This is a genomic window from Rhizobium sp. AB2/73, assembly GCF_020871915.1.
In the GTDB taxonomy this organism is placed as follows: Bacteria; Pseudomonadota; Alphaproteobacteria; order Rhizobiales; family Rhizobiaceae; genus Rhizobium; species Rhizobium dioscoreae.
In genome coordinates, this window is sequence record NZ_CP067075.1 from 44,605 (window position 1) to 59,015 (window position 14,411).

General features: G+C 56.1%; 15 protein-coding genes and 1 pseudogene. 6 read left to right on the forward strand and 10 right to left on the reverse strand.

Annotation, left to right across the window (positions count from 1 at the left end):
• Nucleotides 1–25: 25 nt before the first annotated feature.
• Entirely contained in the window at nt 26–964 is a 939-nt protein-coding gene (locus I8E17_RS34165) for a LysR family transcriptional regulator (protein WP_113366877.1), read from the forward strand.
• 4 nt (nt 965–968) lie between these two features.
• Here I8E17_RS34165 and I8E17_RS34170 read toward each other — a convergent pair whose 3' ends face one another.
• Entirely contained in the window at nt 969–1,904 is a 936-nt protein-coding gene (locus I8E17_RS34170) for a 2-hydroxyacid dehydrogenase (RefSeq protein WP_112803243.1), read from the reverse strand.
• A gap of 12 nt (nt 1,905–1,916) precedes the next feature.
• The gene (locus I8E17_RS34175) at nt 1,917–2,339 is read right to left on the reverse strand and encodes a cupin domain-containing protein (protein ID WP_162750920.1); all 423 of its coding nucleotides are present in this window, start codon (nt 2,337–2,339) and stop codon (nt 1,917–1,919) included.
• A 165-nt stretch (nt 2,340–2,504) separates the two neighbouring features.
• Between I8E17_RS34175 and I8E17_RS34180 the strand changes: the two are divergent.
• Nucleotides 2,505–2,625: pseudogene (locus I8E17_RS34180) on the forward strand (LrgB family protein); the annotation flags it as partial.
• Between the two features lie 62 nt (nt 2,626–2,687).
• Here I8E17_RS34180 and I8E17_RS34185 read toward each other — a convergent pair.
• From I8E17_RS34185 to I8E17_RS34210, 6 genes are all read right to left on the reverse strand, one after another.
• Complete coding sequence (locus I8E17_RS34185; protein WP_112803238.1) at nt 2,688–3,899, reverse strand: cytochrome c; 1,212 nt, start codon at nt 3,897–3,899, stop codon at nt 2,688–2,690.
• Complete coding sequence (locus tag I8E17_RS34190; RefSeq protein ID WP_113366875.1) at nt 3,896–5,662, reverse strand: GMC family oxidoreductase; 1,767 nt, start codon at nt 5,660–5,662, stop codon at nt 3,896–3,898. The genes I8E17_RS34185 and I8E17_RS34190 overlap by 4 nt, the downstream gene beginning before the upstream one ends.
• Nucleotides 5,663–5,671: 9 nt before the next feature.
• Complete coding sequence (locus tag I8E17_RS34195; RefSeq protein ID WP_112803234.1) at nt 5,672–6,412, reverse strand: gluconate 2-dehydrogenase subunit 3 family protein; 741 nt, start codon at nt 6,410–6,412, stop codon at nt 5,672–5,674.
• Nucleotides 6,413–6,444: 32 nt separating this feature from the next.
• Entirely contained in the window at nt 6,445–6,954 is a 510-nt protein-coding gene (locus I8E17_RS34200; protein WP_112803232.1) for a cupin domain-containing protein, read from the reverse strand.
• 172 nt (nt 6,955–7,126) lie between these two features.
• Nucleotides 7,127–7,429: a putative quinol monooxygenase gene (locus I8E17_RS34205; protein WP_112803230.1), complete on the reverse strand. Its 303-nt coding sequence runs from the start codon at nt 7,427–7,429 to the stop codon at nt 7,127–7,129.
• Between the two features lie 99 nt (nt 7,430–7,528).
• Nucleotides 7,529–8,542, reverse strand: coding sequence for a zinc-binding alcohol dehydrogenase family protein (locus tag I8E17_RS34210; protein WP_113366874.1), 1,014 nt, complete (start codon nt 8,540–8,542; stop codon nt 7,529–7,531).
• A 97-nt stretch (nt 8,543–8,639) separates the two neighbouring features.
• Between I8E17_RS34210 and I8E17_RS34215 the strand changes: the two genes are divergently transcribed.
• Together I8E17_RS34215 and rclC are read left to right on the forward strand one after the other, a co-directional pair.
• Entirely contained in the window at nt 8,640–9,035 is a 396-nt protein-coding gene (locus tag I8E17_RS34215) for a helix-turn-helix domain-containing protein (protein WP_113366873.1), read from the forward strand.
• Nucleotides 9,036–9,178: 143 nt separating this feature from the next.
• Nucleotides 9,179–9,802 (forward strand): reactive chlorine resistance membrane protein RclC, encoded by a 624-nt coding sequence (gene rclC / locus I8E17_RS34220; protein ID WP_113366872.1) that lies wholly within the window; start codon nt 9,179–9,181, stop codon nt 9,800–9,802.
• Nucleotides 9,803–10,143: 341 nt separating this feature from the next.
• Here the strand turns inward: rclC and I8E17_RS34225 are convergent, their stop codons facing one another.
• Together I8E17_RS34225 and I8E17_RS34230 are read right to left on the reverse strand one after the other, a co-directional pair.
• Nucleotides 10,144–10,935, reverse strand: a complete 792-nt coding sequence (locus I8E17_RS34225; RefSeq protein WP_113366871.1) for an alpha/beta hydrolase — start codon at nt 10,933–10,935, stop codon at nt 10,144–10,146.
• Nucleotides 10,936–11,097: 162 nt separating this feature from the next.
• Nucleotides 11,098–11,592, reverse strand: a complete 495-nt coding sequence (locus tag I8E17_RS34230; protein WP_229002336.1) for a heme-binding protein — start codon at nt 11,590–11,592, stop codon at nt 11,098–11,100.
• Between the two features lie 240 nt (nt 11,593–11,832).
• Between I8E17_RS34230 and I8E17_RS34235 the strand changes: the two genes are divergently transcribed.
• Together I8E17_RS34235 and I8E17_RS34240 are read left to right on the forward strand one after the other, a co-directional pair.
• Complete coding sequence (locus I8E17_RS34235) at nt 11,833–12,567, forward strand: SDR family oxidoreductase (protein WP_113366870.1); 735 nt, start codon at nt 11,833–11,835, stop codon at nt 12,565–12,567.
• 241 nt (nt 12,568–12,808) lie between these two features.
• A complete protein-coding gene (locus tag I8E17_RS34240) occupies nt 12,809–14,188 on the forward strand; it encodes an FAD-dependent oxidoreductase (RefSeq protein WP_113366869.1) in 1,380 nt (459 codons plus the stop codon).
• Nucleotides 14,189–14,411 lie beyond the last annotated feature (223 nt).

The window sequence follows — 14,411 nt, forward strand, 5'->3', positions numbered from 1 at the left end:
TCACGACACAACGAGTGGTTCTCATATGAAGATCAATGATCCGCTGGCTGGTTTGTCGGTCTTTCTATCGCTTGCGGAAACCCTGAATTTTTCCCGGACGGCAACAGCGCTTGGGGTGTCGAGAGCAACGGTTACGACACAAATACAGGAGCTGGAGCAAAGGCTCGGCGTGAGGCTCCTTCAACGTACTACCCGAAATGTTGCACTGACCGAGGCAGGGCTCGTTTACAGGAACGCGCTTACCGGACTACTGGCTCAGGTCAAGGAGGCCGAGCGTGAAGCCAAATTTTATCAGGACGAGCGGATAGGTACGATACGTCTATCTGTTTCTCCCGACCTCGGCCAGCAATACCTAGCGACGATGATCGCGGATTATCTTCTGCAGAATCCTGGCCTCAACATCTTCATGGACCTGTCGCTGGAGCCGGTCGATCTCGTTGAAAAGGGGTTCGATATCGCCATCAGGGGAACAATGGAACTCGCGGACACGCTTATCGTAAGAAAATTGGCATCGTGTGGCCTAGTATTATGCGCGTCTCCTGACTATCTCGCTCACGCCAGTGAGATTGCGTATCCCAGCGATCTCTCCGCTCACGCGTGCCTCCATTTTCTTCCTTTGAGTTGGGGACAGAACTGGCGTTTTGTGAGAACAGCGGATGCCGAGCACTGTTCCGTTCAATTCACCCCACGTCTCGAAACAAATGACAGCATCAGCCTGCGCGAGGCAGCGCGGGCAGGGGCCGGCATAACGCTGCTGCCCGAATATGTCGTGCGTAACGAATTGCGAACCGGCTCCTTGGTGCATCTGTTACCGGAATGGAAATCGGCCGATCTCCCGATACATGCAGTCTATCCGGCCAACCGCCACATCACGGCAAAGATCCGGCATTTTGTTTCTTTCCTTGCCAAAGCGCTATCCGTTGCATTCAGCGAAGGTACCGGTACCGGTGTTGAGGCTGCCTGAGGGGTCAGGCCGCAATGGGGGTCACCAAACTCTCCCCCGCAAAATAAGCGTCCAAGTTAGATTGAAGTTGCCCGATTAGTTTAGGAAGAACACTCTTCGTCGCGCCGGCTGTGTGAGGAGTCAGAATAACATTCGGAACGTCATGCCATCTTCCCGGCTCGGTCGGCTCGTTCTCGAAGACGTCGAGTGCCGCCCCGGCAACGCGATACGATCGTAACGCGTCGATCAGTGCTTCCTCGTCTAGTAAGCTCCCACGCGCCACGTTGATGAGCAGACCTTCAGGCCCCAGTGCCTCCAGGATTGACCGATCAATCATATGTCGATTGGTGCTTTCCGCGCGGCTCGCTATTACCAAAACGTCGCTGCTTGCTGCCAGTGACGTTAAATCGTTGGCTCGTTCGAAGGGAACCTCCGGTTTAGCACGCGGCCCCCACCATTGGACGTTCATTCGGAATGGAATGCAACGATCAGCAATTGCCCGACCTATTGCTCCCATCCCGACAATTCCCACAGAAAGACCCTCGAGAGAGCGGGTGATGTTCTTAACTTTCGGATCCCAGCCGCCCGTCCGAACAAGATGATCTCCCTTGATGATGTCACGTTGCCAAGCGATCAATAAACCCAGAGCGTGATCGGCGACATCCTCGTTGTTCGCCCCGACCGCGTGGGTTACCTCAATGCCATGCGATGCCGCCCAAGCGACATCCACGCCATCATAGCCGGTCGTGAAGCACGCAATAAGCCGGAGGTTCGGAAAAGACGTGACGAATTCGTTCGGGAGCGCTACCTCTCCCGCGACGATCATTGCCGTGATTTCCTGTCGTGCACTTTGCGAGATCGGCTCCCACGCTTTGAATACCTGGTAGCGCTCTGCCAACTTGCTTGCGAGAAAGCCGATGTGTTCATGGGCGATGAGTACGCTGGAGGCGTTTGTCGACATTCGCACACCTTCTCACAGAAACTTCAAACCAAAATCAGTAGCCGCGGCTTGAGGATCACCGCCTCCCGCGACGCGAACGAAGAATTCTTCGAACCCTCCGGGAGTCAGGACAACCATGACTCGTCCGTCCGATGCACTGACATTTTTTACGCGGTGGGCTATGTTGCGGGGAAGGAAAATGATCCCGCCCTCGTCAAGCTCTTCGTACTTCTCGCCACACCAAAAGCCGAAACGTCCGGAGAGGATCCGAAACATTTCGTCCTCGTGCTGATGAACGTGTAGCGGAGTCGCCGCGCCTGCCGGAAACACGACCTCTATTACCGACGTCGCGCCTTGCGTCTGCGGAGATTTGATCCTCAGAATATTTGTGCCGAACGCTTCGACAATATGACCTTCGCCCGGGTGGGATACGATGGCGGTCGGTTCGCGAGTCATTTCCAGTGCTCCTATTAGCTTCGGAACCGAAGTAGGACTGCGCGCTTTCTGTGATAAGCGCGAAAAACCGAACAGGTTGTTTGGGTGGGTTCTATTCGGAAAGATCCAGCCTTGCTTTTGCCACCAATGACAGCTCCGTCTCCTTCCGACATATCCATGCCATGCCACGGAGCTGGCGTGGCGAAGGCGCATCAGTTAGGAGCCGAGGAAGGGACTATCGCTGGATTTATGATGGTAATCGTCGGCGTCATACGTTTTGGCGGCTCCGTTGCTTCAGTTGATTCTGAGTAGCGCAATCCTCGTCATCCGTTATACACCTCGGTCGTGGAACCGACCGAGGCTAGCAAGTCATCTCGGACGAACCTGGGCCACATCGTCCGAAGCTACGGCGTTGGCGGAGTTGCCCCAGCTATTGCGCACGTAGGTAAGGACGTCCGCGATTTGCTGATCGCTCAGTCGCCATGCCAGAGAGGGCATCGAGGGTGTCGTCGGACGCAGGCTCGTGCCGACTCCCTGGCTTCCGAACAGTACAAGCCTGGAAAGGGTTTCCGAACTCTTCTGCAAGACGATTTGATTGCCGGCGAGGGCAGGAAATAGGGGCAGGGAGCCTTTTCCGTCGGCCCCATGACAAGCCGAGCAGTTGTCACGGTAGACTGCTTGGCCCGTCTCCATGACGTTCTTCGCTACAGGAGTCCGAGTGGTCGGCTCCTGTTCTCCGGGTGTACTCTTCAAATATTCGGCGATCGCCTGGAGGTCGGAGCTTTCCATTTTGGATGTTGAATTTTGCACTGCCTCCGCCATGGGGCCGGAAGCGATTGTCGTTTTGTTTATGCCAGTTTCGAGGTAGGCGACGATGTCGTCCTTGGACCACGAACCTAGTCCAGTGGTACGTGAATTCGTTATGTCAGGTGCGAACCATCCTTGAAGCGAAGCGCCTTGCAGGTACTGCGCCCCCTTGTCAGCTCCCAACAGGTTCTTCGGGGTATGACACGTAGAGCAATGCGCGGCCCCATCGACCAAATATTTACCTCTGTTCCAGTCGGCGGATCTCTCAGGGTCTGGCTTGAATTCGCCTTCCGAAAAATTCAGCAAGTTCCATCCCAGGAGAGAAAAACGGATATTGAAGGGAAACGGGAGTTGATTGGCTTCAACTGCATTGTTGACCGGTTCCACCGTTTGAAGATACTTCCAAAGGTCAGACAGATCGTGATCGCTCATCTTCGTATAGGAAGGGTATGGCATTGCGGGATATAGCCGTTTGCCGCCATGCCCGATACCCGTCCGCATCATGAGCTTGAATTCGCCTTCAGACCACTGACCTATACCGGTCTGTTTGTCCGGTGTTATGTTGGGTGGAACAATAGGGCCGAAAGGCGTTTGTAGCGGATTCCCCCCGGAGAGCGGTTCTGCTCCCTCTTTCGAATGGCACGCCGCACAGTCGCCTAGAATTGCCTGATATCGGCCACGAATGATTTCGTCAGCCTGATCCGGAGCCTGAGCAAAGGCGGTTGTCGTCAAAAGCGATGCACAAATTGCCGCGATAAATGAAGTGGCTCTCATGCCGACACCAGAGGCAAGCCAGGGTTATTAAGGTATTTATTGCGAATTGCGTCGGCCGCCCAGTAGGCCAACGCGCCGACCGTCACGGTCGGGTTTTTTCCCGCGTTGTGAGCGAACGCGGATGCCCCGATCACGAATACGTTCGGTACATCCCAGCTCTGAAGGTACCGGTTCACTGCGCTTGTTTCCGGATTCTCACCCATGACGACCCCACCCGTGTTGTGGGTTGTCTGGTAGGGCACCGTGTCCCAGCCTCGCTTCAGGCGAGGCACCTCGTAATGATAAGATCCGCTTGCCTTCGCAAGTTCCTCTACGCGATCTGATATGAAGTGCGACATCCGTAAATCGTTGTCCGGAAAGTCGAACGTAATTCGTAGGAGAGGTCTGCCGAAGCGATCCTTGTAAGTCGGATCAAGGTCAAGATGGTTATAGGACGTCGGATAGCTTGACCCCTGCTGAAATATTGTGAAGTTTCCTTTGTAGGCTTCCTGTGTCGCCTTCTTCCATTCGCTGCCCCACTTCGGTGTCCCTTCCGGCACGGGCCGATTGCCGATCGGGCGGCCATTGCTCGGCAGACAGTTGATTCCCGCGCCGCCGACGAAGTCGAGTTTCGAATGGTCGAACGCGTCACCGTTGAAATCGTCGACGGTTTGCCCAAGCGCGCCGGCGGCGACAAACGGGTTGAAATTCTTTTCCTTGAAGAAAAGCGTTGCGACGGCTGCCGTTTGATAGGCGTAATTTCGCCCGATCGTTCCTTTGCCGGTTTTGGGGTCGTAAATCTCGCCAATCCCTGAGAGCATCATTAGCCGGGCGTTGTGAAGAATGAAGGCGCATACCAGGACTATGTCAGCCGGCTGGAAGTATTCTTCTCCCGACGAGTCGGTATAAGTAACGCCCTTGGCCATCTTACCGTCGGAATGGAGGTTAATGTGGAGCACTTCGCTGTCCGTGCGCAGCTCAAAGTTCTGCTTCTTCATCAGCACCGGCAGGATTGTCGTCTGAGCGCTGCTCTTCGAATAGTTCGCACAGCCGAACCGCTCGCAAAAGCCGCAGAACGTGCATTCTCCCATGGCGACGCCAAGTGGGTTGACATACGCCTTAGACAGGTTCGCCGAAGGGGTCGGGAACGGATGCCAGCCAATGGAACGAGCGGTTTCAGCAAACAATGTGGGCGCATAGGTCATCTCCATCGGCGGGAGAGGATAGTCGCGAGATCGTGAGTCCTCGAACGGATTTCCGCCTTCCTGGATCACGCCTCTGATGTTGCCCGCCTTGCCGGAAATGCCGGCTAGGTACTCGAAGCGGTCCATATATGGTTCGATTTCGTCGCCCGAGATGCCCCAGTCCTGTACGGTGAGCCCTTCAAGCCGGCTCGCGCCGTAACGCTCTGTCAGGTGAGTTTTGATCCGGAAATCGCTGTCCCAGAACCTCCAGGAATGGCCGTTCCAGTGAACTCCCGCTCCGCCGACACCGTTCCCGGGAAGGAACGACCCGTATTCTCTGATTGGGAGAGCCACCTGCGTGGAGTTGTTCCTCATGGTCATGGCTTCTGTCGCCGGCTGAAGGAACAGGTCCTTTCGGATGGCGTAGCGCAACTCGTCCTGGATGTATCCGATGTTGAAGTCGGTGGCCGTGTCTCGCCACGGTCCACGCTCGAGCGCCACGACGTCTAGGCCTTCATCGGTCAGTTCCTGCGCCATGATAGCGCCCGTCCATCCCAGGCCGACTATCACGACGTCTTTTCTAGGCATGTATTTGGTCATCTCGGCCCCCTATTTCATCGCCCAGTCGGTGGCCCCGAGGATCGACACCGGCGGGAGCGGATATGTTTCATTGTGTCTGGATACGAAGTCGCGATAGTCGTAGCGCGCCCCCGGGAAACCGAGCATCTTCCAGGATGCCATGTCTTTGTTCCCGCCGTAGAGCGGATCGGCGAAGAAGCCTTCCATCGCGCCATTAAGGATCAGGCCGAAGAAGACCTTACCGACAACTCCGTTCGATAGCTGGATCTTGTCGGCTTCAAGCGCCTTCAGAAAATCGTCCTGTTGTGCGGTGCTCAGATCCGCGAAAGACTTCGCCTGCAGGTTTGTTCGTACATAAGCGTCAATCGCTGCCAAGCCGCGTCGATACTGCGAGTTCGGTGTTGCCTCTCCCTGATAGCCTTGCGTGTGCAAACCCGAGAGAAAAGGGCCTTTGGTGTAAAGGCGAGACGAGTGACCGTAGCTTCCAGCCAACTGTCTATCGAGGTAGATTGCACATCCGGCTTCTTTCCCTCCGATACTGAGGTCGTCCGCGGGTATGAGGCGATCGACGATCGCTTCCACGGCCCGGGCTTCCTCCGGCGTAAAGAAGAGCCAGCCGGAAATCGAGACCGGAACCGGCGGCGCGCCCGACACGGGGGTCCATGGTAGTGCAGCACTGAAAGTCCGCGCCGACGCCGCGGTAGCTGTGGAAATGGCCACGATGGACGCGACCGAAGACAAAAAGCGTCTGCGGGATAGGTTGGTGGTCATCGCAGTCTCCGATGCAATTACTTGAAGTAAGGTTATCTCGGAGATGACGCGACGGATTGAACGCCGTCTGCCCAATCCTGGCGCTGGGGAGCGAAGAAATCGATATCGACCGTATCCTCCGTGCAGTGGAACTCGTGCGGAACGTTCGGTGGGATGACTAACACCGTTCCGGCTGTCAGTACGAACTGCCTACCTTGGGAAAAGACCTCGCAGCGCCCCTCGGTGATCCAAGTGATCTGTTCGTTCAGGTGGTGGTGGAGGGGGAACACACCGCCCTTTTTCACCATCCACCTAACGATCGTCGATTGCACGCCGCTAAGGTACTGCCTCTGCACAAGAGGCGAGATTTGCTCGATCGGCTGCTTGTCGAAATTGTAAAGTACGGGGAGCGCGCCGGTGTGGCCGCTGACGTCCGAAATCAAACCTTTGCCCGGTGCGGCGGCGATCGAATTCGAGTCTGTGAGAGTTGGGGCGGGTAATTCCTGCGCGCAGGCTGTGCCGGCAATAAATGCTGCGGCCAACCCGAGAAAAGTCGTCTTCATTGTCATCCACCTTGCCAATTGCGTTCGTTCGGCGCTTGGGCGCGCCAACGGCGGCACTATGAGGAAGAGATGACGTTGATTATTGTAACATTGAGCTGTGAGGGAACGACTGCCAACTCTGAAAAACGAGGTCACCGCTCCCACAGAAAGCGGTGAACTGCACGTTTCGAAACTAAGCAATCTTCTTGAGAAACAGCAGAGACATTGGTTCCACCAGCGAGTCATCCAACATCGGCTTCAATTTCTGGAACGATGCCGCGGCCACATGCGCATCCAAGGCTGGCCTGTCTTTCCAAGTCTCCAGCATCACGAGTTGGGTAACGTCATTGCGATCGCGATGGAGGTCATATTTGATACACCCAGGTTCGTTCCGCACAGTGGGCAAGATCGTTTCGATAGCCTTCAAGAGCTCGTTGAGCCGCTCGGGTTTAACTTTTATTTTCGCGACCAAGTGAATGATGTCGATGTCTTCCATAAATGACTCCAATTGTAACAGCGCTCTCGGGATATTTCGGAAAAGGTGGTCGGTCTTCCGCAAACGAACGAAATGGGCGGCCAGCGGCCGCCCTTTCAGTCAGAATCCTTCGAGCACAATCTTGCCTTTAGCCTTGCCGCTTTCGAGAATCGAATGCGCATGCTTGAGGTTGGCCGCATTGATGGGTCGGATGACATCGGTCACCGTGGTTCTGATTTTTCCGCTGTCGATCAGTCCAGCGACCTCGTTCAGGAGCTTGCCTTGTTCGGCGATATCAGCAGTTTCGAAAATGGACCGGGTAAACATTAACTCCCAGTGGACCGAAACGGACTTCCGCTTGAAACCGACGATGTTCAGCGCGTCGGGATCATCGATCAGACCGACCCGGCCTTGAGGTGCAATGAGGTCGATGATTTGGTCTAAGTGCGTGTGTGTTTCCGTGGTCGAAAACACGAACGACGGATCGCCTATTCCAAGAGCTTTCACCTGCTCGGCGAGCGGCTTGGTATGGTCCACCACATAGTGGGCCCCAAGTTCCTTGACCCAAGCCTGCGTCTCTGGCCTGGAAGCCGTGGCGATGACGGTTACATCGGTCAGCGCGCGAGCGAGTTGAATTGCGATCGAACCGACACCACCAGCGCCGCCGATTATCACAATCGCGTTCGCCGCACCGGGCACCGGTTTCCTGATGTCGAGCCGATCGAACATCATTTCCCACGCCGTGATCGCGGTCAGTGGAAGCGCGGCAGCCTCGGTATCTGAAATCGTGACCGGCTTCTTGCCCACAATCCGTTCATCGACGAGGTGATATTCACTGTTGGCTCCCTGGCGGATTAGCGAGCCCGCATAAAAGACCTCGTCACCTGGTTTGAACGTAACAACTTTGTCGCCGACTTCCTCCACGGTGCCGACCGCGTCCCAGCCGAGGATTTTCCAGGCTCCCTCGATCGCCGAGACGTTCTTGCGGATCTTAAAATCCACCGGGTTTACCGATATGGCTTTGACCTTGACCAGAATGTCGTGGCCTGTCGCAGCAGGCTTTTCAATCTCGACATCGACCAGCGCATCGGATCGATCCAGAGCGCCGGCTTGTTTGTAGGCTATCGCTTTCATGAGCTTGTCTCCATTTGCAATACGACAGATATTACGATACCGCTCATTTGATCCAATACGCACATCGATCGCACATAGTGTCAAAAAGGATACCATTATGGCCAAGGTCCGCCATTCCCGCTTCGACTGCACTCCCGGCTGCTCCGTGGAGGCCGCGATCGCGCTGATCGACGGCAAATGGAAGTCGGTTATCATGTTTCACCTCATTGACGAGGTGCTGCGCTTCAATGAGATTCGCCGCAAGATTCCCGGTGTTACGCAGCGCATGCTGACAACCCAACTGCGCGAGCTCGAAGAGGACGGACTGATCGAACGAAAGGTCTATCCGCAGGTGCCGCCCAAGGTCGAGTATCGCTTGTCGCCCCTTGGCGAGAGCATGAAACCCGTGCTTTACGCGCTTCGTGAATGGGGAGACGCAAACATTGGCCGGTTCGGAAAGCCCTTGGCGGTATCGCCACCTGAAACCGCTGCTATCGGTGCAAACGCAAATTAATCCGAGGCTGACGGTCACATTCTACAATCTCTTCTTCGTTCACCTTGTCATTCTTGTCGCACTGAGTGGGGTCCGCAAACGGGAACGCTCAGAGTCTCGCACGGTGTTCCAGTCGCCGATGCAGCGGAATCAAGGAGATTGAAATGGAAAAGTGGGTCACGACGGGACTATCCGTCATCGCAGATCGCCGGTCGAACTCGATCGGCATCGCAGCTATGAGGATCGCGATAGCGATTATCTTTCTATGGATCGGCGGGCTGAAGTTCGTGCCGTTCGAAGCTGACAGCATTACGCCGTTCGTGGCGAACAGCCCTGTGATGTCCTTCTTCTACAAATATCCGGAGGATTACAAAGCGCATCTCACCAGGGAAGGGGAATTGGATCTGGTGAAGCGTGACTGGCAGACCGGCAATCGAACCTATACGTTTTCCACCGGGTTGGGCGTCGTGGAAATCATGATCGGCCTACTGGTCCTGTCCGGCTTCGTCTCCCTCTGGTCCGGATTGCTTGGAGCTCTACTGGCACTCGCAACCCCTTTCGTTACGCTGTCGTTTCTCTTCACCACGCCCGAGGCATGGGTCCCGGCGCTGGGAGATGCGGAGCATGGGTTTCCTTACCTGTCCGGTGCTGGCCGACTCGTACTCAAAGACGTGGCGCTTCTCGCCGGCGCTTGGCTGGTATTGGTGCATTCTGCAAGAGAATTGCTGGCCAAGCGCGATGCCAATGGTGAAGGCATTGTCGGCCGGGACCGCGTCTCGATTCCGTAAGGCTCTTCTGTAAGAGCGTCACTGCCGAAGCTCTTCGGCGGTGACTTTTCACATGTGAAATGGAATTTTCGATTCATTTGTGGAATGTCGATATCTAATTGAAGACCCGCCGAGACTTCTTGGCGGTTGAAGTTCGGCATTCCGAAGGGTGACTGGTACTGGATGCATCTGCTGCCTTCGGCGGCAGGGATTAATGGAGCGCCGCCGCGAAGGCCCCGTCTCTGCGCCGAAATGGAAGCGAAGGCGGCGGGCTAAAATGAACCTTGCCACTCGCTGTTCAAGGCAATTCCAGCCGCGTTCGAGAAGAGCCGAAGCGTGCCCTTTTCCAGTCTCGAATATCATCATCTCCTATGCGGGGACTTGGGCCGAAGCTGCGCTAGCGTGAAGTCCAAGGCCTGAGGAAAGGCGGTCGGGATGTTGCGTCGCCCATGATTTTTGCCAGCAAGAATGCTTACAGTGGAGGCTACCCCGACTTGGGCCAGTGCCCTTTGAAGTGCCATTGCGCCTTGAGGCGGCACAAGCTCATCGATAGCGTTGATCATCAGCAGGGGTCCTGCCTCACGTGAAGCGCGGCAGATTGGCGTCGACGTCGCCAACCAGCTCTTGTTGTTTGCGACCAACTGAAGAACGAGATGCCGTAGGACCAAGTCGTTACGCCCCCCGGTCTCGATATCGTCTCGCGCTGCTCCGAAGAAGTCATTGCAATAGTCATCGTCCGCGATAGCGGCCGTGTCGTCGATGAAGCCCTTCAAGTCGATCATCGCAGACCAGGTCACGGCTGCGATGCCCGCGGCCAACGCGACCTCGACTGCCAAGGTGCCGCCGACGGAAAAACCCCAGACCGTGACGCGGTTCCGGTCAAAGGTAAATTCTGAGCCGAGCATCCAGTTCAACGCAGCTAGAGCGTCGCTCCTTGCCGCTGAGAAAAGGGTGTGAGGGGGCATTCTATATGTGGGAACAAAGACGCAGACGCCCGCCTCACAAAGCATCCGGGCGGTGCCGGCAGGTTCCTTTGCGTCGCTTTGAAACCAGCCGCAGTGAAGCATCAATACCGCAGCACCGTTGGGTTCTTTCGGGATATACACATCAATTTGCTGTTTCTCGCCGTATCTAATATCGGACTGGATGTTCATTGAGGCTCCGGTGCGCAGTTGCTTTTGAGAACAGACTGAGGCTGAGGGAAGGCGAGGCAGCCACCGCCCGCGTCCTCGCTATGAAAGCGAGGAGCAGGATGGACTCGCGATCGAATAACGTATTGTAATTTGCGTTCGGAAACGTGGTCTCCTACGCACTGTTCAATGGACAGCGGCCGCACCGGCTCGCGCGATGGCAAGGTCATGATCCGGCGTGTCGGCGGATACCCCGATTGCGCCGATGATCTCGCCGTTTTGCATAATCGGAAGCCCACCTTGCATCATCACGAAATCTCCGGCGGTGGCAGCGGCCGGCCTTTGGCCGTTGACAGCATTTTCGAGATCCCCAGAGGGCTTCCGGAACAGCGCAGCGGTGCGCGCTTTGCCGGGGGCGATTGTTACGCCCGCCGGCACGGATGCATCATCCATACGTTCCATCGACACCAGAACTCCCGAAGGGTCCGTAACTGCGATAACACCGGACCAGCCGGAGTGCGAAGCAAACTCCTTCGCAGCTGCAATCACTGCTTCAGCTCCAGCGAGCGTGATGACTCTTTTCGTTGCTGAGGCCTCCGCACGCGACTGCAGCGGCGAAAGGAGTATAATTAAACCTGCCATGAGGTTGGTGATGGATGATGAAAAGCCTGTGGGCGTCATCGAAAATTCCTATCTCGTGTTTTTGTTGGTGACTTCCTCATATGCTCGTCGGCATTGCTGTTATTGTAATTTGCGCTTCCAGCGGGTGCGAATTCCAACGAGCGAAAAATACAAGACCTCAGGGGATCCCGCGGCTACTCCTCGTGTGGCGGGTCCGGCAGGATCGGCGTGTGCAACTCACAGACAGGTGGCGATCTCGGAAATCACGTGAATCCGCCCGCCAGTCCCCGGGAGTTTTTCATGAAGCTAGAAAACAAATCCGTCGTCATCTTCGGTGGGAGTTCAGGTATCGGTCTGGAAACTGCGCGCATGGCGCGAAGCGAGGGCGCTGATGTGACTATCATCTCTCGTAACCCCGACAAACTAAGATCAGCAAGAGCGATGGGAGACGACAGCTTTCGAATATTGGTGGGAGATGTCACAAGCGAAGGTGACATTGCGAGAGCGCTCGACGCCGTTGGCGATGTCGATCATCTCGTCTACACCGCAGGCGACAGCGTTGTGCAGAAGAATCTGGACGAAGCAAGCGTCGCTGATATTCAGAGCTACTTTGACGTGCGTTTCATTGGCGCGGCGCTTGTTGCCAAGCACATACGTGGAATCATTCGTAGAGGAGGTTCGATGTCATTCACATCAAGCACCCTGCCTGAGCGGCCGGCTGCGGGTTATTCTATAGGCGCGGGCGTCTCGGGCGCTGTGAATGGTTTGATTCGATCACTCGCGCTCGAACTGGCACCGATCCGGGTCAATGCAGTCGCCCCGGGCGTCATTCGATCCCCGTTGTGGAACCGAATGCCCGCGGATGCCAGAGAAAGCTACTTCTCCGAGTTCGGAAGATCCCTGCCGGTGGGGCGGGTCGGAGAAACATCAGATGTTGCCGAAGCTTTTGTCTACCTTATGAAGGCTAGCTTTACCACTGGCCAGATCGTCACTGTCGACGGTGGCTACTCGGTCAGTCGTCAAAACAGAAGCTAGATGGTGAGACCGGCACGACGCACCCCATGACGATCCTTCGCGAAAACCGTGGGACGAGTTGAGGACGTCTCGAATCCCGTTCTTTCGCGAGCAACAATCTGTTTGGCACCGGTTCGAAGGGATCGGTTGCGATTGCAGAAACTGCGGTGGCTTTGTCGCCGCCGGGGATCGCGACCGAAATCTACAATACCACAGCCACCCAAGTATGCCTCTATCGCCGAGGAAACTCGAGGAGAACGGTATGACTCAAATAGAAAACTTTGACATCCTGATATTGGGCGGCGGCAAGGCTGGGAAAACGCTGGGAATGGATCTGGCGAAAGCCGGGAAATCAGTCGCGGTTGTCGAGGCAGGCATGATCGGCGGCTCCTGCATCAACGTCGCGTGCATCCCCAGTAAAACGTTTATCCGAAGCGCGGAAGTCGCCCACGCATTGAAAGGCCTCGCGGAGTTCGGAGCACAGGCGGACAAGGTTTTCACAAGTCTGGATATAGTCAGGAATCGCACTGCCGCAGTCGTCTCGGAAATGGTGGCAACAAATCAGGCGGGCTTCGACGCAAGCGGCCTCCAGCTTGTAATTGGATGGGGCAAGTTTGTCGCCCCCAAGACGATCGAGGTGCAAACTGCCGACGGAATTCGTAGCCTCGCTGGTGACCGCGTTTTCATTAACCTCGGAACAAAAGCGGTTGTCCCCAATATCCCAGGCCTTGCTGCCGCCGATCCTATCACGCACGTTGAAGCGCTGCAGCTTGGTGACCTTCCATCGAAGCTAGTAGTGATCGGTGGTGGGTATATCGGCATGGAGCTCGGCCAGGCGTTTCGGCGGTTTGGGTCCGAGGTGACGATTATCGACAGGGGCAGCGTGCTTGCGCCGCGGGAAGATCCAGACGTCAGTGATGCAGTTTTGAAGGTACTTGAACGTGAAGGCATTGAGGTCGTCCTCGGAAATGAAATCGTGAACGTGTCTGGAAAGTCCGGGCAATCGGTGACAGTGACGACCGCCGATGGACGGTCGTTCGAAGGCTCTCACATCCTGGTCGCCTCCGGACGTCAACCAAGAACGGCCGACATAGGTCTGGACCTCGCCGGTGTCGAACTGGACTCCAGGGGATTCATCAAGGTTGATGAACAACTTCGGACGACGGCGACCGACACTTGGGCGATGGGGGAGGTGGCTGGAACGCCGATGTTTACACATGCATCCCTGGACGATTATCGTATCGTCAAAAGCGCGCTTTCGGGCGGTGGGAAGAAAACCTCGGATCGTTTGGTTCCCTATTGTGTGTTCATCGACCCCGAATTCGCGCGCGTCGGCTTGAACGAGACCGAAGCCAAACGCAGGGGCATACCGTACAGGACGGCGAAGCTACCCATGGACGCCGTCCCACGAGCAAGGACACTTTCCAAACGCACCGGCTTCATGAAGGCGCTGGTTGCGGCGGGCGATGATCAAATCCTCGGTTTCAGCATGCTTGGTGTGACAGCGGGCGAGGTTATGAGTGTCGTTCAAATGGCAATGCTCGGAGAGCTGCCCTATACCGCCCTAAGGGATGGCATTCTCGCACATCCGACGATCGCCGAAGGGCTAAACATGTTGTTTTCGAACGTCTCGGCCGCGTAAAACCATGGGTCACGGGACCCGGTGATATCGGGCCCGTGCCGATATTCGGCACCGAGCTTGGTGGCCAGGTTCGGTGCGTCGCGGGGCCTACGTGTTGCCAGGAGACGGCATTCAACATCCGAGAGCAGACGCCCGCGCCCGCAGAACGTACGATCGCGTACCGCGCTCGCTATAGGCTCTTTTCCGAGATGCTTTACTTTGGCATTCTGCCGTCAGCCATTAC

Coding starts and splice junctions, on each gene's coding strand:
- I8E17_RS34165 (WP_113366877.1), top strand. CDS start 26: ATGAAGATCAATGATCCGCTGGCTGGTTTGTCGGTCTTTCTATCGCTT.
- I8E17_RS34170 (WP_112803243.1), bottom strand. CDS start 1,904: ATGTCGACAAACGCCTCCAGCGTACTCATCGCCCATGAACACATCGGC.
- I8E17_RS34175 (WP_162750920.1), bottom strand. CDS start 2,339: ATGACTCGCGAACCGACCGCCATCGTATCCCACCCGGGCGAAGGTCAT.
- I8E17_RS34185 (WP_112803238.1), bottom strand. CDS start 3,899: ATGAGAGCCACTTCATTTATCGCGGCAATTTGTGCATCGCTTTTGACG.
- I8E17_RS34190 (WP_113366875.1), bottom strand. CDS start 5,662: ATGACCAAATACATGCCTAGAAAAGACGTCGTGATAGTCGGCCTGGGA.
- I8E17_RS34195 (WP_112803234.1), bottom strand. CDS start 6,412: ATGACCACCAACCTATCCCGCAGACGCTTTTTGTCTTCGGTCGCGTCC.
- I8E17_RS34200 (WP_112803232.1), bottom strand. CDS start 6,954: ATGAAGACGACTTTTCTCGGGTTGGCCGCAGCATTTATTGCCGGCACA.
- I8E17_RS34205 (WP_112803230.1), bottom strand. CDS start 7,429: ATGGAAGACATCGACATCATTCACTTGGTCGCGAAAATAAAAGTTAAA.
- I8E17_RS34210 (WP_113366874.1), bottom strand. CDS start 8,542: ATGAAAGCGATAGCCTACAAACAAGCCGGCGCTCTGGATCGATCCGAT.
- I8E17_RS34215 (WP_113366873.1), top strand. CDS start 8,640: ATGGCCAAGGTCCGCCATTCCCGCTTCGACTGCACTCCCGGCTGCTCC.
- rclC (WP_113366872.1), top strand. CDS start 9,179: ATGGAAAAGTGGGTCACGACGGGACTATCCGTCATCGCAGATCGCCGG.
- I8E17_RS34225 (WP_113366871.1), bottom strand. CDS start 10,935: ATGAACATCCAGTCCGATATTAGATACGGCGAGAAACAGCAAATTGAT.
- I8E17_RS34230 (WP_229002336.1), bottom strand. CDS start 11,592: ATGACGCCCACAGGCTTTTCATCATCCATCACCAACCTCATGGCAGGT.
- I8E17_RS34235 (WP_113366870.1), top strand. CDS start 11,833: ATGAAGCTAGAAAACAAATCCGTCGTCATCTTCGGTGGGAGTTCAGGT.
- I8E17_RS34240 (WP_113366869.1), top strand. CDS start 12,809: ATGACTCAAATAGAAAACTTTGACATCCTGATATTGGGCGGCGGCAAG.